We start from the raw sequence: 19,430 nt of genomic DNA on the forward strand, positions 1-19,430 counted from the left end.
CGGCGCGGTACCCCGACCTGTCGTAGATACTGTGCGAAGGTTTAGGGTTCGGCTGCCCGCTGCCTAGACAAACCCCTTCGAGCGGGCCCGGACCAGAAGCGACAGCGCGGTGTGCAAAGGCCGGGAGGGGCCGCCGACGCACACGAGACGCTTTTGGGGGGCTTGAACCGATGGACCCGAACACCCGGGGACCCGAGGAGTACGGCCATGACGGCGACGGCCAGTCGTCCCGCCAGCGCCCGCCCAGGGATCCCCTCACACCCGACTTCGGACAGCACTCGCCCGCACTGGCCCGCACGGTGCAGCTGGTCTCGGGCGACTTCCTGCTCACCGTCAACCCCGTCGACGGCAGCGAGATCGAGGTCTGCCCGCCGGCCGAGCGGCCCACGCGGCCCGAGAAGCTGACCCCGGCCGAACGCGCCGAGGTCGACCGCGCCGCCACACCGCCCGTGCCGCCGGGACCGACCCGTCCCGCCCAGCCGCTCCTGGCCCGCCAGGACGAGCGCGAACAGCTGGTACGGATGCTGGCCCGCGGCCGCTCCGTACGCCTGGTCGGCTCGCCGGGCGCCGGCCGCACCAGCCTCCTCGATCTCGTCGCCGAGGACTGCGAGGACCTCGCCCCCGACGGCGTGGTCCGCCTCACCGGCTACCGCCGCACGCCCGCCGATCTGCTGTACGAGCTCTTCTACTCCGTCTACGGCGCACCCCTGCACCGTCCGGATCAGGACGAACTGCTCGGCTTCGTGCGTGAGATCGGCGCGGTCGTCGTCCTGGACGACATCGAGTTCGGCGGCGCCGCGCTCGACGAGCTGCTTGACGCGACCCCCGAGTGCGCGTTCCTGATCGGCGCCACGCCCGACGTGCCCGCCCCGTCCACCGAGTCCGGCATCGAGGAGGTCGCCCTCGGCGGCCTTGAGCGCGCCGACAGCGTGGAGCTGCTGGAGCGCCAGGTCGGCCGGGTCCTCACCGAGGACGAGGCGAACTGGGCGGGCGACCTGTGGTTCGAGTCGGAGGGTCTGCCGCTGCGGTTCGTCCAGGCCGGAGCCCTGCTGCGGCAGCGGGACCGGCTGCGGGCCGGCGCGGACGCAGTCGACGAGTACGGCGTCTTCGAGGACGTGCCGCCGGTCGACGCCCCGTTCGACGGGCCCGTCGACGCCCCGTTCGGCACCGAGAGCGGCGGTGTGGAGACACCCCTGCCCTCGCTCGGCGAGGCGGCAGGACCCGCTCCGCTGCTCGCCTCACGGCTCAGCGCCTCGGCCCGTGCCACCCTGAGGTTCGCCGTCGCGCTCGGCGGCGAGGTGCCGCACCAGGCGCATCTGCCGGCCCTGGTCGGCGACACCCACGCGGACGCCGCCCTCGGCGAGCTGACCGACTGCGGGCTGGTCACGCCGGTCGGCTCCCGCTACCGCCTCGCCGCCGGAGTGCAGGCCCAGCTGGAGGCCGCCGGATACACCGAGGACGTCCGTGAGGGCGCCCTCACGGCCGCGCAGCACTACACCTGGTGGGCCGGGCACCCCTCGGTCACGCCCGAGCGTGTCGCCGCCGAGGCGGACGCCGTGCTCGCCGCCCTCGCGGTGCTCGTGCCGGGCACCACACCGCCCGCCGAGGGCGAGGAGAGCCCGACGGTGCTGCTGGCCCGCACGGCGGCGCCCGCGTTCGCGGCGGGGCTGTGCTGGAGTGCCTGGGAGCGTGTCCTGCGGGCCGGTGCCGAGGCCGCACGCCTGGCCGGTGACGTCACCGAACAGGCGTATTTCCACCACGAGCTGGGCGTCCTCGCGCTCTGCGGCGGCCGGCTGGACCGGGCCCGCGCCGAGCTGGAGACCTCCATCGGCCTGCGCGGCGCCCTGGCCGACAAGCGCGGCACGGTCGCGGGCCGCCGCGCCCTCGCCCTGGTGTCGGACCGCTCCGGTACGACGCCCGGGGTGGCCGCGTTCGGCGCGACGGCGGGCGAGGAGGTGCCGGACGCGCGGTACGAGGAGTCGCAGTCGCCGCCGGGAGGCGTACCGGCCGCATTCCTTCCCGCCGGCGACGCCACGACCCTGGTCACGCACCGCGCCACGTCTGTGTCTGCGTCGTCCCCGGCCTCGCACAAGGGCCGCGGCGGCGTCCGGGGCTTCGCGCGTCGCAACCTCGTCGCGGCCGGCGCGGGCGCGCTGCTCGTGGCCGTGCTCGGCACGGTGGTGACGCTCGGCGCCACGTCCGACAACGACCCCGACGGCCCGGCCACCCAGGTCGGCCCCAACCCGTCCGCCAGCCAGGGCGTCGGCGACGACAGCCTCGGCGCCGACAAGGCCGAGGACGACGACGGGGAGGGCTCCGGCGACACGGGCGCGCCCACCGGCAGCCCGACCGACCCGGGCCCCGACGGGACGTACGGCACCTCGGACGACCCGACGCCGACCGACGGTGCGACGGACCCGTCGGACGACCCGAGCGGCACGAAGCCGGGCGGCGGTCCGTCGAACTCGCCGACCAAGCCTCCGTCGTCGACGTCGAAGCCGCCGACCTCGCCCAAGCCGCCCACCGAGACGGAGACCGAGGACCCGACGGACCCGCCGACCGAGGAGCCCACCGACCCGCCGACCGAGACGCCGACGGAGGACCCGACGACCTCGCCGACGGACACTCCGACCAGCTCGACGTCGGCCAGCGGCCCGGCCTCCTCCAGCCCGACGGAGACCACCAGCTCGGCATCCGCTCCACAGAGCACGGACGAGGGCTCGCCCAGCGGCGGCTCCGACTCCCTGATCTGACGCTCGCTTCAGGACAAGAGGGCCGGGTCCATCATCAGGACCCGGCCCTCTTCGTCGTACAACTGCCAAGAACGGCGCGTCAGAACAACCGCAGCTTGTCGTCCTCGATGCCCCGCATCGCGTCGTAGTCCAGCACCTGGCAGCCGATGCCGCGGTCCGTCGCCAGGACCCGGGCCTGCGGCTTGATCTCCTGGGCCGCGAAGATGCCGCGGACCGGAGCGAGATGGGGATCCCGGTTCAACAGCTCCAGATAGCGCGTGAGTTGCTCCACGCCGTCGATCTCGCCGCGCCGCTTGATCTCCACCGCGACCGTCTGGCCCTCGGCGTCCCGGCACAGGATGTCGACCGGGCCGATGGCGGTCATGTACTCGCGGCGGATGAGCGTGCAGCCCTCGCCGAGGATCTCGATGCGGTCGGCGAGGAGCTCCTGGAGGTGCGCTTCCACGCCGTCCTTGATCAGACCGGGGTCAACGCCCAGTTCGTGCGAGGAGTCATGGAGGACCTCCTCCATCGTGATGATCAGCTTCTCGCCCGCTTTGTTGATGACCGTCCAGACGTCCTTCTGCTCGCCGTCACCCTCCTTCAGGGTGCAGGGCGGCGACATCCAGTTCAGGGGCTTGTAGGCCCGGTCGTCCGCGTGGATCGAGACGCTGCCGTCCGCCTTGACCAGGATCAGACGGGGCGCCGAGGGCAGGTGGGCGGTGAGCCGGCCCGCGTAGTCGACGGAGCATCGGGCAATGACGAGACGCATGGTCCGCAACGCTACTCGACGGGCCGGTGTCGACGCGATTCGCCCTGGGGGAGTCCGTAAGACCCCGGACTGCCCCTGTTCATTTCTGGCCGATTGTGCGCCTAACGAGGACCGCCCATGTACGCATTCTCCTGGTGCCGTCACCGTCCGTTGCCTACCGTATTAAACGGGAGGTCGCGAGGCGTGTACGCAGAGTGTTCGATATCGCGAACTCCCCTATCTGTCCGGCAACCCCCGCTGCTGCGGGGGTGCGAGAGGAGAACCCATGTCGCTCGACGTCTCACCGGCCCTACTCGAACAGGCCGAGCGAGGCGAGGTCGACGAAGCCGCCTTCGTCGACTGCGTCCGGACCTCCCTGCCCTATGCGTGGGAGATGATCAGCTCCCTGGTGGCCCAGCTGAAGGTCGACGGCGGTTCGTTCGCCGACAACCAGACGCCCCCGCCGGACGAGCAGGCACGTGGCCAGCTGCTGCGTGCGCTTGCGAGTGACGCGATACGCGGCGCGCTGCAGCGGCACTTCGGGGTGCGACTGGCCTTCCAGAACTGCCACCGGGTGGCGGTGTTCCCGCTTGACTCCTCGGTCGACGAGACGCTGACCCGCTTCACCTCGGTCCGCAGTCAGGTGATGAACCAGTCGCCGGAATTCAGGGACTGCTGATGCAGTAGCCGCTTGCTTGCCGCTCCGTACGCGGGAGGTGCAATCAGTACTGGGGCGGCAAGCCCCCTGCAGGACCGCAAGCCCCCAGAAGGACCGGGCCGTTGATCCGCGACAGGGCGATTCAGCCGAGGTGGGGGAGGACTTCGGCGCCCAGTCGCCGTACGTTCTCCTCGGTCGCCGCCAGGTCGCCCGAGCCCTCGACGAGCAGGGCGAAGCGGGAGATCCCGGTCCGTTCGCTGGTCGCCGCCAGGCGGTCGGCGCACAGGCGCGGGGTGCCCACCGGGTGCAGTCCGCAGAGCAGTTCGGTGTACGCCAGCGGGTCGCGCATCGCGCGATGCCGGCCGTCCACCGTCACATGGGCCTCCAGGCCCTGCCGCAGCCAGCCCGGCATCGCCTTCGTCAGCGTCTCGACCGCGTCCGTGCGCCGGTCCGCGATCTGGCAGACGCCGGCCGACACATGGGCCGCACCGCGGATCTCGTCGGCGGGCCGCCCCGCCGCGCGCGCGTACTCCCGCCACAGGGCGACCGTCTCGGCCTTCTCCTCGTCGCCCACATGCATCCCGAGCAGCATCGGCAGCCCGCGCTCGGCCGCGAGACGCACGCTGTGCGGTGACGTACACGCGACGACGACCTCGGGACCCGCGGCGGCCTCCGTGAGGCACTCCGACGGCCTGGGCACGACGGGGACCTCGCGGAAGCCGAACTGCTCGCCGGCGGCCGCGACCGAGGGTTCGCGCAGCCAGCGCAGCAGCAGATCGAGTGATTCGGGGAACCCCTCCTCGTACGCCCGCAGGCCCGCGCCGAACACCTCCAGGTCGACCCAGGGCCCGCCGCGCCCCACGCCCAGCGAGAACCGCCCGCCTGAGGCGATGTGCAGCAGCGCGGCCTGTTCGCCGAGGGCCACCGGATGCGCGGTGGGCAGTACGCTGACCGCCGTGCCGACCCGCAACCGCTGGGTACGGCCGAGCAGTAACGCGGCCAGCGTGATCGCGGACGGACAGGTGCCGTACGGCACGAAGTGGTGCTCGGCCAGCCAGACCGTGTCGAGCCCCGCTTCCTCGGCGACCTCGGCGGAGCGGACCGCGCGGTGCAGCGCTTCCCCGTCGCCCTGTCCCGGGAACCGGGCCGCCAACACGAAACTACCTACGTGCATTGCCTTTTCCTGCTTCCTTGGCTCCGACGCGGAGCTCCCCCACCCGGCATAACCGTCTGACACGTGCCGAGGACACGGCTTGACGAAGAGATTTGCGGATTGTCTGCAGAATGCTTCGTCGGAGCGGGGGACTTGTGGGGGTTGGTGCCGTACGACTACCCCTGACCGTGCCGCGTAGGCTGGACACGGCCCCCGCATCCTGTATAGCCCCGTGAGGTGTTCCGTGTCCCCGCGTCGCAATCGACCCAAGGGAGTCGGCTCGTCCGAACACAGTGCCGAGGACGACCGTTCCGGCCGTTACGGCGGCTGGCAGTCCACGGAGAGCTGGCAGGGCGAGGAGTGGAACGTGCGGCACGTGGCCGGGGCGAGCGCACAGGGCAAGGCGTACCGCTGCCCGGGCTGCGACCAGCTGATCCCGGACGGCGTCCCGCACGTCGTCGCCTGGCCGGACCACGTCGGCGTCGACGACCGCCGGCACTGGCACAAGGCGTGCTGGAACGCGAAGGACCGCCGCACCACGCGGGTGCAGCGGTCCCGTAACGCGCCGAGGTTCTGAGCCGGGACTACACGTCCCGCTTCTCCAGCAGCGCGTAGGCGGCGGCGAACGCGGCCGCCGTCACGCCGAGCATGATCCACAGCGGCTCCCAGCCGGACGGGCCGCTGTCGGTGAGGGACTGGGCGTAGAAGACGCTGAGCTGGTTCGGGATGGAGTACTCGAAGAGGGCCTGCTGAAGGTCCTGGAGGGACTCCGAGAACATGAACAGTGCCATGACCAGCGGGGCCAGCACGACGCCGATCATGATCGTGATCGCGCCCGCGGAGTGCCGGATGATCGAGCCGACGACCAGCGAGAGCAGGCCGAGCAGCGCGATGTAGAGCGAGATGCCGACCGTGCCCTTCAGCCACTCCTGGGTGCTGGGTTCGCGAGCGTCCAGCATGGCCACGTCGGCGAGGGCGACGAGGACGGCCGACCCCAGCGTCACCACGAACGCGACCACGAAGAACACGATCGCCTTCGCCAGCAGCACCCGGCCGCGGGTCGGGCACGCGGTCATCGTGGTCCGGATCATGCCGGTGCCGTACTCCGAGGCGGTGGTCAGCACGCCGAGCGTGATGATGCACATGCTGCCGAGCAGCAGCCCGAAGAAGCCGAAGGCCAGCGGGCTCTCGCCGCTCAGGCTGCCGTCGGAGGAGTTGGCCGCGACCAGCGCGGCGGCGGCCAGGCCGATGCCGACGACGAGCAGCACGAACACGCCGAGCGTCCAGATCGTGGAGCGCACCGACCGGATCTTCGTCCACTCGGAGGCGAGCGCGTGCCCGAGGTGCGTGCGCACGACGGGGATCGGCGAGGTGTAGGTGGGGTACGACGAGCCGGGTGCCGCCGCCTGCCAGTTCGGTGCGGCGGTCTGCGGCATCGGGGGCTGGGGCGTGCTCATCGGGCGTCCTCGGGCGTGGTCGGGGCGGCGGGCGCAGGGGCGGAGGGGGCGACAGGCGGCGCGGACGGCTGAGCGGGCGCCTGCTGGGGCGCGGGCGCGGCGAAGGCCTGCGGAGCGGCGGGCTGGGCCGTAGGCGGTCCCTGGGGCGCCTGCGGCGGCTGCTGGGCGTACGGGTTGGCCGTACCGGCGCCCGGGGCGGCGCCGGGCGCGGCGGGAGCGCCGTAGGGACCGGCGGGCGCCTGACCCGGCGCGCCCTGCAGCGGCTGACCCTGCGGCGCGGCGAACGGCTGCCCGCCCTGCTCCGGCGGCGGCGGGGCGTACCAGCCGGGCTGGCCCTGCCCCGGAACCGGCATCGGCGGCTGCGCGCCGGGCGGCAGCGGCTGCTGGAGCCCGGTCTTCTGGTCGACGGTCGAGCGGTAGTCGACGGCGCCCTGCGTCATACGCATGTACGCCTCCTCAAGCGAGGCCTGGTGCGGCGACAGCTCCCACAGCCGTACGTCGGTGTCGTGCGCGATGTCGCTGATGCGGGGGAGCGGCAGCCCGGTCACCCGGAGGCCGCCGTCCTGCTCGGGCAGCACGTGCCCGCCCGCCTCGGTGAGCGCGCCGGCCAGCTTCTCGCGCAGCTGCGGCTCGGTGTCGGGCGTACGGACCCGGGCGAAGCCGGCGGAGTTCGCCGCGATGAAGTCCTTGACGCTCATGTCGGCGAGCAGCTGACCGCGCCCGATGACGATCAGGTGGTCGGCGGTCAGCGCCATCTCGCTCATCAGATGGGAGGAGACGAAGACGGTCCGGCCCTCGGCGGCCAGCGACTTCATCAGGTTCCGCACCCAGAGGATGCCCTCGGGGTCGAGGCCGTTGACCGGCTCGTCGAACAGCAGCACCTGAGGGTCGCCGAGCAGTGCGGCGGCGATGCCGAGGCGCTGGCCCATGCCGAGCGAGAAGCCCTTGGAGCGCCGCTTGGCGACGTCCTGGAGGCCGACCACGCCCAGCACCTCGTCCACGCGCCGGGGCGGGATACCGGACAGCTGGGCGAGCGACAGCAGATGGTTGCGGGCGGCCCGGCCGCCGTGCACGGCCTTGGCGTCCAGCAGCGCGCCGACCTGGCGGGGGGCGTTGGGCAGCCTGCGGTACGGGTAGCCGCCGATCGTGACATGGCCCGCCGTCGGGTTGTCCAGGCCGAGGATCATCCGCATCGTCGTCGACTTGCCCGAGCCGTTCGGGCCCAGGAAGCCGGTGACGGACCCGGGCCGCACTTGGAAGGACAAGTTGTACACAGCGGTCTTGTCGCCGTAGCGCTTGGTCAGGCCGACTGCCTCGATCATGCTCCGCACCCATCGAAAGGTTCAGGACAGCGGGGCACACGCCCCCCGTAAGGGTTAGGAGGATACCGAGGCGCTGACGGTTCCACTCAAGAGCAAGTAAAACCTCATGCCAACCGTGACCCTACGCGTCCCGTTTCTTGAGCGTCGCGTAACCGCCCGCGAGCGCCACGATCACCCACAGCACCATGATCCCGAGCCCGCCCCAGGGGCCGTACGGCTTGTCGTCGTCGATCGGGGTGACCACCTGCATGATCCTGCTTCCGGCCTGGTCCGGCAGGTACTGGCCGATCTTCTCGGTGGCCGAGACGTTGCCGAGGATGTTGGAGACCAGGAAGAAGAACGGCATCAGGATGCCCAGCGACAGCATCGGCGAGCGCAGCATCGCGGCGACGCCCATCGAGAACATCGCGATGAGCGTCATGTAGAGCCCGCCGCCGATCACCGCGCGCAGCACTCCCGGATCGCCGATCTCGGCCCGGTGGTCGCCGAGCATCGCCTGCCCCAGGAAGAAGGTGACGAAGCTGGTGGCCAGGCCGACGACCAGTGCGAGGCCGGTCGCCACCGCGATCTTGCTGGCCAGAAAGGTCCCACGCCGCGGCACCGCGGCCAGCGAGGTGCGGATCATGCCGGTGCTGTACTCGTTCGAGACGACGAGAACGCCGAACACGATCAGCGCGAGCTGACCGAGGGTCATCCCCGCGAAGCTGATGAAAGTCGGATCGAAGGAGAGCCTGTCCCGCTCGCTCATGTTGTCGAACTCGCTGTTCGACAGGCCGGAGATCAGCATCCCGAGGGCGATGGTGACCACCACGGCGAGGGACAGCGTCCACATGGTGGAGGCCACGGACCGGATCTTGGTCCATTCGGAGCGGACGACCTGCGTGGCTGCCATGCTCAGCTCCTCCTCCAGTCGTCGCCCCACTGCGGCCGCGGCTCGGGGGGCAGCGGCGCGCCGGTGTGCGCGTGGTACTCCACCGACTCCGCGGTCAGTTGCATGAACGCCTCCTCCAGGGAGGCCTGCTGCGGGCTCAGCTCGTGCAGCACGATCCCGTGCCGCGCCGCCAGCTCGCCGATCTGCTCGGCCTTGCTGCCGTCCACCTCGAGCGAGCCGTCACCCGTCTGCACGGCCGTGATCCCGGCCGTGGGCAGGACGTCGAGCAGCCGCTCCCGCTGCGGGGTGCGGATCCGGACGTACGACCGCGAGTTGCGCTCGATGAAGTCGGCCATGGAGGTGTCGGCCAGCAACCGTCCCTGGCCGATGACGACCAGGTGGTCGGCGGTCAGCGCCATCTCGCTCATCAGGTGACTGGAGACGAACACCGTCCGCCCCTGGGCCGCCAGGGACTTCATCAGGTTCCGGATCCAGTGGATGCCCTCGGGGTCGAGCCCGTTGACCGGCTCGTCGAACATCAGGATCCGCGGATCGCCGAGCAGCGCGCCCGCGATCCCGAGCCGCTGCCCCATGCCCATCGAGAAGCCCTTGGTCTTCTTGCGCGCGACCGCCGTCAGCCCGACCGTGTCCAGCACCTCGCGCACCCGGCTCCTCGGGATGCCGTTGCTCTGGGCGAGACACAGCAGGTGGTTGTAGGCGCTGCGCCCGCCGTGCCAGGCCTTGGCCTCAAGCAGGGCGCCGATGTACGTCAGCGGGTCCTTGAGCTGGTCGTAGCGCTTTCCGTCAATACGGACGCCGCCGGCGGTGGGGTAGTCGAGACCCAGGATCATCCGCATGGTCGTGGACTTCCCGGCGCCGTTGGGGCCGAGGAACCCGGTGACGATGCCGGGTCTCACGGCGAAGGTGAGGTTGTTGACCGCCACCTTCTCGCCGTACCGCTTTGTCAGCCCCTCGAGCTCGATCATGCCGACCACGCTAAAACGCCGCAAAGCCCCCTGCCACCCGAGTGGCAAGGGGCTTCACAGATGTTCAGACGACGTACGCCGAACGGTTACCGGGTCTGCTGCGCCGGAACACCGCGGGAGATCGGCTCGTCCTCGGCCGGGGTGCCGGCGGCGGCCACCGCGGCGCCCGTGAGGGTCGCCAGCATCTCGCGGACGTTCGTCAGCTGAGCGTTGATGCTGTCGCGGCGGTTGGTGAGAGCCGCGAGCTCGCGCTCGGATTCCGAACGGATCCGGTCGGCCTTGGCGTTGGCGTCGGCCACGATGTCCTCGGCCTGGCGCTGAGCCGTCTCCACCGTCTGGCGGGCCCGGCGCTCTGCGTCTGTGCGCAGCTTCTCGGCCTCCAGGCGCAGCTGCTCCGCGCGGTGCTCGATCTCCGCGAGGCGCTTCTCCGCCTTCTGCTGACGGGACGCCAGGTCGCGCTCGGACTGCTCGCGGCGCTTGGCGAGGTTCGTCTCGAAGTCGGCGGCGGCCTGCGCGGCCTTGGCGCGGGTCTCCTCGAAGAGAGCGTCGGCCTCCTCGCGCTTGGACTGCGCGTCCTTCTGCGCCTCGGCACGCAGCTGGGAGGCGTCACTCTTGGCCTTCTCGACGATCCGGACGCCCTCGTCCTCCGCCTTGGACTTGCGCTCCGCAGCGAACGATTCTGCGTCGTTGCGGACCTGCTGGGCCGCCGACTCGGCGAGCTCGCGGTGCTGCTCGGCGGCGCGGCGGGCCTCCTCGCGCAGATCCTTGGCCTCTTCCTCGGCGAGGCGGAGGATCTTCTCGACACGCGCGCCGAGGCCGGCGTACGACGGCTCGGCGTCGGTTACCTGGGCCTGGGCGTTCTGCGTCTCGAGGTGGAGCTCCTCGATGCGCTTTTCCAGAGCGGTGATGCGGGCCAGAGCGCTGTCGCGGTCGGAGACGAGCTTCGAGATGCGTTCGTCCACCTGCGCGCGGTCGTACCCACGCCGCACAAGCTCGAAGCCGTAGGGGGAAGTGTCGCTCATGGGGTTCCTGTCGAATGAGACCGGTGAGGTGATAAGTGGAATCCTAGGGGCCGAAGCGGTGTGTCATCGAGCGGATACGTGTTTGATCTGGAGAATGAGACCCCTTTTGAGTGGCTAACCGCTGGACGGCTTGCCAAAAACTTGGTCAAAGGCCCCAGGAGACACCGGAACCCGCTCGCCCCGCTAGCTGTCTGACGACTTGCCACCCGATCGAGGGGCGCCCACGGTCGCACCTGCCTTGACCCCGTTGTCCTTGCCGCCGGCCGGTGTCTCGAAGGACTCCAACGCCTCCAGGACGTCCTGGACACGGGAGATTTCGGCGTTGATGTCCTCGCGGCGCCGGACCAGGACCTCCAGCTCGCGCTTGCCCTCCTCGACCGTGCGCCTGGCCTCGCGGATCGCCTCGGCCTTGAGCTCCTCGGCCTCCTTGATCAGCGAGGACCGCTTCTGCTCGGCCTCCTTGAGCAGGCCCTCGGCCTTCTTCACGGCCGCGATACGGACCTTGCCCGCCTCGGAGTTGGCCTCCGAGACCAGCTCCTTGGCCTTCGCCTGCGCCTTGGACAGCTGCTCCTCGGCCGCCTTGATGAGGGCGTCGCAGCGGTCCCCGGCCGACTTCATCGTCTCGGCGGACTCGCGGCGGGCCCGCTCGTGCAGCTCCTCGATCTCGCTCGTGATGCGGTCGCGCAGCTCCTCGGCGCGCTCCCTTATCGAGGTGGCGTCCCGGCGGGCGCCGACGAGCAGCTCGTCCGCGTCCGTACGGGCCTTCTCCACCCGCGAGTTGCCCTCCACCGTCGCCTCGGAGACCAGCCGGTCGGCCTCCTTGCGGGCGGCGCCCACCATGGTGTCGGCCTGCGCCTCGGCGTCCGCGGTCGTCTTGTGCGCCTGCTGCTGCGCCTCGGTGAGCAGCTTGTCCGCCTCGGCGGTGGTCTCCGTGATGAGCTTGTCGACCTGCTCGGCCACGTCCTGGCGCCGCTTGCCCGCGTCCTTGCGGGCCTCGTCGAGGGTGCGCTCGGCCTCCTCGCGGGCGGCGGTCACGAGCCGTTCGGCCTCCGCGGCCGCCTCTGCCTTGACGCGTTCGGACTCGTTGCGGGTCCGCTCCGCGTGCTGCTGGGCCGACCCCACCGTCTCGGCGGCCTCGGCGCGCAGCCGCTCCGCGTCCGACGTGGCGTCCCCGACCAGCTTCTCGGCCTTGGAGCGCGCCTCGGTGCGCACCCGGTCGGCCTCCGCGACGGTTTCCGACTGGAGCCGCTCCGCCTCGGAACGCGCCTCCGTGATGAGGGTGTCCGCCTGCGTCGCCGCGTCCGAACGGATCCGGTTGGCGTCCTCGCGGGCGTCGGCCCGGGTGCGCGACGCTGCCTGGTCGGCCTCGGCGATCGCGTCCGACGCCTCCGTACGCACCCGCTGTGCGTGCTCGGCGGCCTCCGAGCGCAGCCGGTCCGCCTCGGCGATCGCCTCGCCGACGGTCCGCTCGGCGAGGGACTTGGCGGCCTCGGACTCGTCGTTGGCCTCGCGCCGGATGCGGCCCGCGTCCTCGCTGGCCCGCTCCCGCTCGGCGTAGGCGTCGGAGCGGACCCGGTCCGCCTCCTCCTGCGCCTCCCGGCGGGTACGGTCCGCCGCGTGCTCGGCGGCGCTGCGCAGGCCGGTGATCTCCTCCTGCGCCTGCTCGTGCAGTCCCGACACGGAGTCGCGGACCTGCTGGGCGTGCTGCTCGGCCGCCGACACCATCTCGGTGGCGCGCCGGTCGGCCTCCTCGACCAGCCGAACGGCCTCGGTCTGCGCCTCCTCGACCCGCTTGCGGGCGGAGGCCAGCAGTTCCTCGCTCTGCTCGCGGGCCCGCTCGCGCTCCTGGTCGGCCTCCTGGCGGGCGGAGCCGAGGAGTTCCTCGGCCTCGCGGCGGCGCCGGGTGGCCTCCTCCTGGGCGGCGGCCAGCGTCTCGGACGCCTCCGTGCCGATCCGCTCGGCGGCGGCCTGGGCCTCCGCACGGACCCGGTCGGCGGTGTCCTGCGCCTCCGACTTCAGCCGCTCGGCCTCGGCCGCGGCCTCGGAACGCAGGCGTACGGCGATGGCCTCGCCCTCGGCACGGGACGTGGAGGCGTCCGACGCGGCCTCGGTGCGCAGCCGGTCGGCCTCTTCCTCGGCCTGCTGCTGCAGCGTGCGGATCCGCTCGGCGGCCTCGGTGCGCAGCCGGTCGGTCTCCTCGGCGGCCTCGCGCCGGATGCGGGCGGCCTCCTCACGGGCCTCCGACAGTGCCTGCTCGGCCGACGCGAGCCGCTGCTCGGCCTCGGTGTGAAGGCGCGTCAGCTCGTCGGCGGCCTCCGTGCGGCGGGCCTCGACGCCGCGCTCGGTCTCCTCGCGCAGCTCGCGGGCGGCGCGCTCGGCGTCGGCCTTGATGCCCTCGGCCTGCTCGACGACCTCCTCGCGGTGCCGCTCGGCCTCCTGACGGGTGCGCTGGAGGGTCTCCTCGGCCTGCCGGCGCAGCGTCGTGGCCCGCTCGATGGCCTCGGTGCGGACCTTCTCGCTGTCCGTCGTGGCCTTCTGGCGCAGCTCGTCCGCGTCCTGCCGGGTCTTGGAGAGCAGCTCCTCGGCGGTCTTGGCCGCCTCCTCGATCTGCTGGACGGCTTCCTTGCGGGCCTCCGCGCGGATCTTCTCGCCCTCGGCGACCGCCTCTGAACGCAGCTGCTCGGCCTCGCCGCGCAGCCGACGGGCCTCCTCCTGCAGCTCGACCGTCTTGGCGCGGTACTCCTTGGTGTCGTCCTTCGCCGAGCCCTTGAGCTGTTCGGCGATGTCGTGCGCCTCGGCGCGCAGCCGGTCCGCCTCGGCCTCGGCCTCCCTGCGGATCCGCTCGGCCTCCTCGGCCGCGGCCTTGGTGGTGTTCTGGGCGTCCTCCTGCGCTTTGTTGAGGACGTCCTCGGCGGTCTTGGCCGCCTTCGACAGCTGGGTCGCGCTCTCCTCGGCGGTGATCGTGCGGGCCTTCTCGGAGGCCTCGGCGACGATCTTCTCGGCCTCCGCGCGGGCGTCGGTGACGACCTGCTCGGCGTCCGCCTTGGTGCTCTCGGCCTCCTTGGTGGCCTCGCTGACCAGGCGGGCGACCTGCTCCTTGGCCGTACGCATGCGCTGTTCGTTGGCCGACTCGGCACTCGACAGGGCCTTCTCGGCGGCCGTGGTGGCCTCGGCGACCAGCTTCTCGGCCTCGGACTGCGCCTTGCGCAGCGCCTCCTCGGCCTCCGTCATGCGCTGCTCGGCGGCGCGGCTGAGCTCGGTGGCCTGGCGGCGGGCGCTGTCCGACTCGGTCGCCGTGGAGCTGCGCAGCTGCTCGGCGTGGTCGGTGGCCTCCTGGGCCTGCGTGGACGCGGCGTTCAGCAGCCGCTCGGCGTCCGTACGGGCCCGGAGCAGGATCTGCTCGGCCTCCGCGCGGGCCTCCTCGGCCGCGCCCGTGAGGCGCTGGCGGGCCTCGCCGGTGAGCCGTTCGGCCTCGGCACGCGCGGTCGCCATGGCCTGCTCGGCCTCGGCACGCGACTCGTCGAGGAGCCGGCGGGCCTGCGATTCGGTACGGGCGCGCAGCTGCTCGGCCCACGCCACGTTCTCGTTGACGTGCGACTCGACGGTCTGCCGCCGCTCGGCCAGCTCCTGGTCCAGCTGCTGGCGGCGCGTGACCGCCTCCTGGTGCAGCTCGGCCTGCAACCGGGCCGCGTTCTCCGCGTGCTCCTGGAGGATGCGCTGAGTCTGCGCCCGGGCCTGGCTGAGCTCGCGCTCGGCCTCCTGGCGCAGCTGGTCGGCCTGCACCTGGGCGTTGCGCAGCAGCTGTTCGGCCTGATAGCCGATGTCCCCGCCGTCGAAGGCGGGCCGGGACATGATGGTCCGCCGCGCCTCGTGCAGCTTGGCGCGCAGCACCTCGACCTGGTAGCCGAGGTCCTCGGCGTGCTGGATCGCCTTTTCCCGCTCGGTCTTCAGCCGATCCATCTCGGCCTCGAACCGAGAGAGGTGGTCGACGTCAGCCGCCGGCTCTCGCTCCTGGCGTTCGTAGCCCCGCACTGCGCGGTCCCATCCGTCCCCTGGTCGCAAGTCTCTCCATACGAGCACCGTCCATCCGCCGAACGGGGCCCCCGGGGAATGGTGTCAGATCAACGGCGGAGCACGGGCTGTTGCCCCACCCTCGCCCCCCGAAACCCGGACCCCGGCTCGGTCCCGCCGTCAAAAGGCAGGGCCGGGTCGCCCTGGACTGAGCGGCGACCGCCCCCAACCCTACCGGCCCATATGTACGAGGGTCAGTGCTCAGGTGACTCAACAGGCGCCGAAGTGACCAGTTCTGTCAGTACTCCATGGCAATCCTTTGGGTGCAGGAAGGTGATTCGTGACCCCATGGAGCCGCGCCGGGGCTCTTCGTACAGAACGCGTACGCCCTTGCCCTTGATGTCGGCGGCGTCGCCGTCCACATCTGCCGTACCGAAAGCGATGTGGTGGACACCCTCACCGTTCTTGTCGAGCCACTTGGCGACGGTGGAGTCCGGGCGGGTGGGCTCGAGAAGCTGCAGGTAGGAGGCGCCGCCGTCGGAGGTTTCGTTGATCTTGAGCATGGCCTCGCGGACGCCCTGCTCCTCGTTGACCTCGGAGTGGTACACCTCGAAGCCGTAGGTGGCCCGGTAGAACTCCACGGTCTTGTCCAGGTCGAAACAGGCGATCCCGATGTGGTCGATTCGCGTCAGCATGGAATTCAGTGCAGCGCGGCGGCGGTGGTTACGCAACGTGCCAGCGATCACACCGACGGCCCGGTGACGGCACGGAGTGCCATCAGTACATTCGAAGTAAACCCTCGTTCACTCCTCGGCAGTGCAGCCGGAAGGGGATCGCACCTCATGACTGGAACGAACAGCAGTACCTCGGTGATCGTCGCGGGCGCCCGTACGCCCATGGGACGGTTGCTGGGCTCGCTGAAGTCCTTCTCCGGAGCCGACCTCGGCGGATTCGCGATCAAGGCCGCCCTCGACCGTGCGGGGATCGGCGGCGACCAGGTGCAGTACGTGATCATGGGCCAGGTGCTCCAGGCCGGGGCGGGGCAGATCCCGGCGCGCCAGGCAGCGGTCAAGGCCGGCATCCCGATGAGCGTCCCGGCGCTCACCATCAACAAGGTGTGTCTGTCGGGTCTCGACGCGATCGCGCTCGCGGACCAGCTGATCCGCGCCGGCGAGTTCGACGTGATCGTCGCGGGCGGTCAGGAGTCCATGACCAACGCCCCCCACCTGCTGCCGAAGTCCCGCGAGGGCTTCAAGTACGGCGCGATCGAGATGCTCGACGCGATGGCGTACGACGGTCTGACCGACTCCTTCGAGGGCATCGCCATGGGCGAGTCCACGGAGAAGCACAACACCCGCCTCGGCATCCAGCGTCCCGCGCAGGACGAGATCGCCGCCCAGTCCCACCAGCGCGCCGCCGCCGCGCAGAAGAACGGCCTGTTCGAGGCCGAGATCACCCCGGTCGAGATCCCGCAGCGCAAGGGCGACCCGGTCCTCTTCAGCAAGGACGAGGGCATCCGCGGCGACACCACGGCGGAGTCCCTGGGCAAGCTGCGCCCCGCCTTCTCCAAGGACGGCACGATCACTGCGGGCTCGGCCTCGCAGATCTCCGACGGCGCCGCCGCGGTCGTCGTCATGAGCAAGGCCAAGGCGCTGGAGCTCGGCCTGGACTGGATCGCCGAGATCGGCGCGCACGGCAATGTGGCGGGCCCGGACAACTCGCTCCAGTCCCAGCCCTCGAACGCCATCGAGCACGCCCTGAAGAAGGAGGGCCTGGAGGTCGCCGACCTCGACCTGATCGAGATCAACGAGGCCTTCGCCGCCGTCGCGGTGCAGTCAATGAAGGACCTCGGGGTGTCATCGGAAAGGGTGAACGTCAACGGCGGAGCCATCGCCCTGGGTCACCCGATCGGTATGTCGGGTGCGCGGCTCGTCCTGCACCTGGCCCTGGAGCTGAAGCGGCGGGGCGGCGGCGTCGGCGCTGCGGCCCTGTGCGGCGGTGGCGGCCAGGGTGACGCACTGATCGTGCGGGTACCCAAGGCCTGAGACCTCGTACGTTTCCTTTCTGAACGGAGCAGTGATGCAGGACGTCTCCACACTCGTCGCCCAGGCGAGAGAGGGCCGGCCGCGTGCCGTGGCCCGGCTGATCTCCTTGGTGGAGGGGGCGTCCCCGCAGCTCAGGGAGGTCATGGAGACGCTGGCGCCGCTCACGGGCAACGCGTATGTCGTCGGCCTCACGGGCTCGCCCGGAGTCGGCAAGTCGACATCCACGTCGGCGCTCGTGACGGCGTACCGCAAGCAGGGCAAGCGGGTCGGCGTCCTGGCCGTCGACCCGTCCTCGCCGTTCTCGGGCGGCGCGCTGCTCGGCGACCGGGTCCGGATGTCGGACCACGCCTCCGACCCCGGCGTGTACATCCGCTCGATGGCGACGCGCGGCCACCTGGGCGGCCTCGCGTGGGCCGCCCCGCAGGCGATCCGCGTCCTGGACGCGGCGGGCTGCGACGTGGTGCTCGTCGAGACGGTCGGGGTCGGTCAGTCGGAGGTGGAGATCGCCTCCCAGGCGGACACGAGCGTCGTCCTGCTGGCCCCGGGCATGGGTGACGGCATCCAGGCGGCCAAGGCGGGCATCCTGGAGATCGGCGACGTGTACGTCGTCAACAAGGCCGACCGTGACGGTGCCGACGCCACCGCCCGCGAGCTCAACCACATGCTCGGCCTCGGCGAGTCCCGTGGCCCCGGCGACTGGCGCCCGCCGATCGTCAAGACGGTCGCCGCCCGCGCCGAGGGCATCGACGAGGTCGTGGAGGCCCTGGAGAAGCACCGCGCCTGGATGGAGGAGCGCGGAGTCCTCACCGAACGCCGCCGCGCCCGCGCCGCCCGCGAGGTGGAGACCATCGCCGTCACGGCCCTGCGCGAACGCATCGCGGACCTGCACGGCGACCGCAGGCTCGGGGCACTGGCGGAGAAGATCGTCGCCGGCGAGCTGGACCCGTACCGGGCGGCGGACGAGCTGGTGGAGGGACTTACGGGGGCCTGACCCCGGAAAGCGCCCCGAGAGCTTTCCCCGTGGTCAACTTCCGCCTTCCGCTGCTAAGTTGATTCGCATGTACCTCCTCTTGGCATAGGGCACGCCTGCCCGCGCACGGTGAGCGACCGCTCGGTCGTGACCGGCGCGGCGATACGGCGTCCCCTTTTCCGCCTCGAGTCGAGGAACTCCCGTGTCTTCCACACATGACGTGCGGCCTTCGTATGCCGCCGTTCTCCGGATCCCCCATGCCCGCCGCACCTTCGCCGCAGCCCTGACCGGCAGGCTGTCGTACGGCATCGCCCCGCTGTCCGTGATGCTCGCCGTGACCCGGTCCTCCGGGTCGTACGCGGTGGCGGGCGTGGTGATGGCGCTGTTCTCGGCGACCAGCGTCTTCCTGTCGCCCGCGAGGGCTGCACTCATCGACCGGTTCGGGCCGCGCAGGGCGCTCGTGCCGATGGTCGCGGCCCACGCCGGGCTGCTCGGTCTGCTGGCGGCGCTCCTGTGGCGTCCCGGTGCCGCCTCGCCGTTCGTCCTCGCCGTCGGCGCCGCCCTCGCCGGTGCCTGCACTCCGCCGCTCGGACCCACCATGCGGGCCGTGTGGGGGCGGCTGGCCCCGGACCGGGCGCTGATGCAGCGGGCCTACAGTCTCGACGCCGTCGCGGAGGAACTGCTCTTCGTCTCGGGGCCGTTGCTGGTGGGCGTGCTCGTAGGGTTCGCAGCGCCGGCGGCCGGCATCGTCGTGGGCGCGGCGCTGATGGTGGCGGGGACGGCCGGGTTCGTGTCGTCGCCCGCGGTGCGTGCGGTGCCGGCCGGCAAGCGCGAGCCGGGCCCGGACCCGGCCGGGCGGCGGGTGCTGCGCGGTCTGGGGCGGCCGGTGATCGCGGCCGCGGGGGTCGGCCTCGCCCTGGGCGTGGTCGACCTGCTGGTCGTGGCCTTCGCGGAGGGGCACGGTCACGGCGCCGGCGGCGCGGCCTGGGTGCTCGCCGCCCTGTCCGCCGGAAGTGCCGTGGGCGGGCTGCTCAACGGGGCCGTCGAGTGGCGGGCCTCCGCCGGCACCCGGCTGTCCGTGCAGGCCGCCGGCCTGGGGCTGGCGCTGGGCGGCGCCGGGCTGGCCCAGGGGCTCGGCACCCTGGCCGTGGCGGTCGCGGTCGCCGGTGTCTTCGTGTCCCCGCTGATCACCACCGCGTACCTCATCGCCGACGAGGCCGCCGCGCCCGAGGCCCGGGTCCAGGCCGGGGCCTGGGTCAACACGGCCGTCAACGCGGGCATCACGGGCGGTGCCGCGGTGGCCGGCGTGCTGGTCGGATGGCTTCCGGCGGGGGTGTGCTTCGCGGCCACCGGTGCGGTGATGCTGGTGACGGCGGTGGCCGTGGCCCGGCGGGGAGACGCGAAAAGGGGTACGGGACATCCCGTACCCCTCGTGTGACGCGCTGACGGCTG

Annotated in this window: 15 protein-coding genes; 6 read left to right on the forward strand and 9 right to left on the reverse strand. The window is 71.7% G+C overall.

Annotated elements, in window-relative coordinates; genetic code table 11:
• Nucleotides 1-170: 170 nt before the first annotated feature.
• A complete protein-coding gene (locus ACZ7L5_RS22095) occupies nt 171-2,753 on the forward strand; it encodes an ATP-binding protein (protein WP_471518437.1) in 2,583 nt (860 codons plus the stop codon).
• 79 nt (nt 2,754-2,832) lie between these two features.
• Here the strand turns inward: ACZ7L5_RS22095 and nucS are convergent, their stop codons facing one another.
• Nucleotides 2,833-3,504, reverse strand: a complete 672-nt coding sequence (gene nucS, locus ACZ7L5_RS22100) for an endonuclease NucS (protein WP_471518438.1) — start codon at nt 3,502-3,504, stop codon at nt 2,833-2,835.
• Nucleotides 3,505-3,769: 265 nt separating this feature from the next.
• On the opposite strand from nucS, the gene ACZ7L5_RS22105 reads away from it, so the two are divergent.
• Nucleotides 3,770-4,162 carry an SCO5389 family protein gene (locus ACZ7L5_RS22105; RefSeq protein ID WP_328879279.1) on the forward strand — a complete coding sequence of 131 codons (393 nt, stop codon included), beginning with the start codon at nt 3,770-3,772 and terminating at the stop codon, nt 4,160-4,162.
• A gap of 121 nt (nt 4,163-4,283) precedes the next feature.
• On the opposite strand, the gene ACZ7L5_RS22110 is transcribed toward ACZ7L5_RS22105, so the two are convergent.
• A complete protein-coding gene (locus ACZ7L5_RS22110) occupies nt 4,284-5,315 on the reverse strand; it encodes an LLM class flavin-dependent oxidoreductase (RefSeq protein WP_471518439.1) in 1,032 nt (343 codons plus the stop codon).
• Between the two features lie 223 nt (nt 5,316-5,538).
• Between ACZ7L5_RS22110 and ACZ7L5_RS22115 the strand changes: the two genes are divergently transcribed.
• Entirely contained in the window at nt 5,539-5,871 is a 333-nt protein-coding gene (locus ACZ7L5_RS22115; protein ID WP_363040784.1) for an ATP/GTP-binding protein, read from the forward strand.
• A gap of 7 nt (nt 5,872-5,878) precedes the next feature.
• Here ACZ7L5_RS22115 and ACZ7L5_RS22120 read toward each other — a convergent pair whose 3' ends face one another.
• The 7 genes from ACZ7L5_RS22120 to mce all read right to left on the reverse strand — a co-directional run bounded on the left by ACZ7L5_RS22120 (nt 5,879) and on the right by mce (nt 15,658).
• Nucleotides 5,879-6,751 (reverse strand): ABC transporter permease, encoded by an 873-nt coding sequence (locus tag ACZ7L5_RS22120; protein WP_328879276.1) that lies wholly within the window; start codon nt 6,749-6,751, stop codon nt 5,879-5,881.
• Nucleotides 6,748-8,073, reverse strand: coding sequence for an ABC transporter ATP-binding protein (locus ACZ7L5_RS22125; RefSeq protein ID WP_471518440.1), 1,326 nt, complete (start codon nt 8,071-8,073; stop codon nt 6,748-6,750). The genes ACZ7L5_RS22120 and ACZ7L5_RS22125 overlap by 4 nt, the downstream gene beginning before the upstream one ends.
• A 121-nt stretch (nt 8,074-8,194) precedes the next feature.
• Nucleotides 8,195-8,965, reverse strand: coding sequence for an ABC transporter permease (locus ACZ7L5_RS22130; protein WP_328879274.1), 771 nt, complete (start codon nt 8,963-8,965; stop codon nt 8,195-8,197).
• Nucleotides 8,966-8,967: 2 nt separating this feature from the next.
• Nucleotides 8,968-9,930, reverse strand: coding sequence for an ATP-binding cassette domain-containing protein (locus ACZ7L5_RS22135; RefSeq protein WP_328879273.1), 963 nt, complete (start codon nt 9,928-9,930; stop codon nt 8,968-8,970).
• Between the two features lie 86 nt (nt 9,931-10,016).
• On the reverse strand, nt 10,017-10,952 hold the full coding sequence (locus ACZ7L5_RS22140) for a coiled-coil domain-containing protein (protein WP_328879272.1): 936 nt from the start codon (nt 10,950-10,952) through the stop codon (nt 10,017-10,019).
• A gap of 183 nt (nt 10,953-11,135) precedes the next feature.
• Nucleotides 11,136-14,984, reverse strand: a complete 3,849-nt coding sequence (gene scy, locus ACZ7L5_RS22145; RefSeq protein ID WP_471518441.1) for a polarized growth protein Scy — start codon at nt 14,982-14,984, stop codon at nt 11,136-11,138.
• A 233-nt stretch (nt 14,985-15,217) separates the two neighbouring features.
• Entirely contained in the window at nt 15,218-15,658 is a 441-nt protein-coding gene (gene mce, locus ACZ7L5_RS22150) for a methylmalonyl-CoA epimerase (protein WP_363040774.1), read from the reverse strand.
• A gap of 147 nt (nt 15,659-15,805) precedes the next feature.
• Here mce and ACZ7L5_RS22155 point away from each other — a divergent pair, with 147 nt between their 5' ends.
• The 3 genes from ACZ7L5_RS22155 to ACZ7L5_RS22165 all read left to right on the forward strand — a co-directional run bounded on the left by ACZ7L5_RS22155 (nt 15,806) and on the right by ACZ7L5_RS22165 (nt 19,416).
• A complete protein-coding gene (locus ACZ7L5_RS22155; RefSeq protein WP_471518442.1) occupies nt 15,806-17,008 on the forward strand; it encodes an acetyl-CoA C-acetyltransferase in 1,203 nt (400 codons plus the stop codon).
• 34 nt (nt 17,009-17,042) lie between these two features.
• Nucleotides 17,043-17,999 (forward strand): methylmalonyl Co-A mutase-associated GTPase MeaB, encoded by a 957-nt coding sequence (gene meaB, locus ACZ7L5_RS22160; protein WP_328879269.1) that lies wholly within the window; start codon nt 17,043-17,045, stop codon nt 17,997-17,999.
• A 181-nt stretch (nt 18,000-18,180) separates the two neighbouring features.
• Nucleotides 18,181-19,416, forward strand: coding sequence for an MFS transporter (locus ACZ7L5_RS22165; protein WP_471518443.1), 1,236 nt, complete (start codon nt 18,181-18,183; stop codon nt 19,414-19,416).
• Nucleotides 19,417-19,430 lie beyond the last annotated feature (14 nt).

It is taken from the genome of Streptomyces sp. NPDC107528 (genome assembly GCF_055639295.1).

Coding starts and splice junctions, on each gene's coding strand:
- ACZ7L5_RS22120 (WP_328879276.1), bottom strand. CDS start 6,751: ATGAGCACGCCCCAGCCCCCGATGCCGCAGACCGCCGCACCGAACTGG.
- ACZ7L5_RS22105 (WP_328879279.1), top strand. CDS start 3,770: ATGTCGCTCGACGTCTCACCGGCCCTACTCGAACAGGCCGAGCGAGGC.
- nucS (WP_471518438.1), bottom strand. CDS start 3,504: ATGCGTCTCGTCATTGCCCGATGCTCCGTCGACTACGCGGGCCGGCTC.
- mce (WP_363040774.1), bottom strand. CDS start 15,658: ATGCTGACGCGAATCGACCACATCGGGATCGCCTGTTTCGACCTGGAC.
- meaB (WP_328879269.1), top strand. CDS start 17,043: ATGCAGGACGTCTCCACACTCGTCGCCCAGGCGAGAGAGGGCCGGCCG.
- ACZ7L5_RS22155 (WP_471518442.1), top strand. CDS start 15,806: ATGACTGGAACGAACAGCAGTACCTCGGTGATCGTCGCGGGCGCCCGT.
- ACZ7L5_RS22110 (WP_471518439.1), bottom strand. CDS start 5,315: ATGCACGTAGGTAGTTTCGTGTTGGCGGCCCGGTTCCCGGGACAGGGC.
- ACZ7L5_RS22130 (WP_328879274.1), bottom strand. CDS start 8,965: ATGGCAGCCACGCAGGTCGTCCGCTCCGAATGGACCAAGATCCGGTCC.
- ACZ7L5_RS22140 (WP_328879272.1), bottom strand. CDS start 10,952: ATGAGCGACACTTCCCCCTACGGCTTCGAGCTTGTGCGGCGTGGGTAC.
- ACZ7L5_RS22125 (WP_471518440.1), bottom strand. CDS start 8,073: ATGATCGAGGCAGTCGGCCTGACCAAGCGCTACGGCGACAAGACCGCT.
- ACZ7L5_RS22135 (WP_328879273.1), bottom strand. CDS start 9,930: ATGATCGAGCTCGAGGGGCTGACAAAGCGGTACGGCGAGAAGGTGGCG.
- ACZ7L5_RS22095 (WP_471518437.1), top strand. CDS start 171: ATGGACCCGAACACCCGGGGACCCGAGGAGTACGGCCATGACGGCGAC.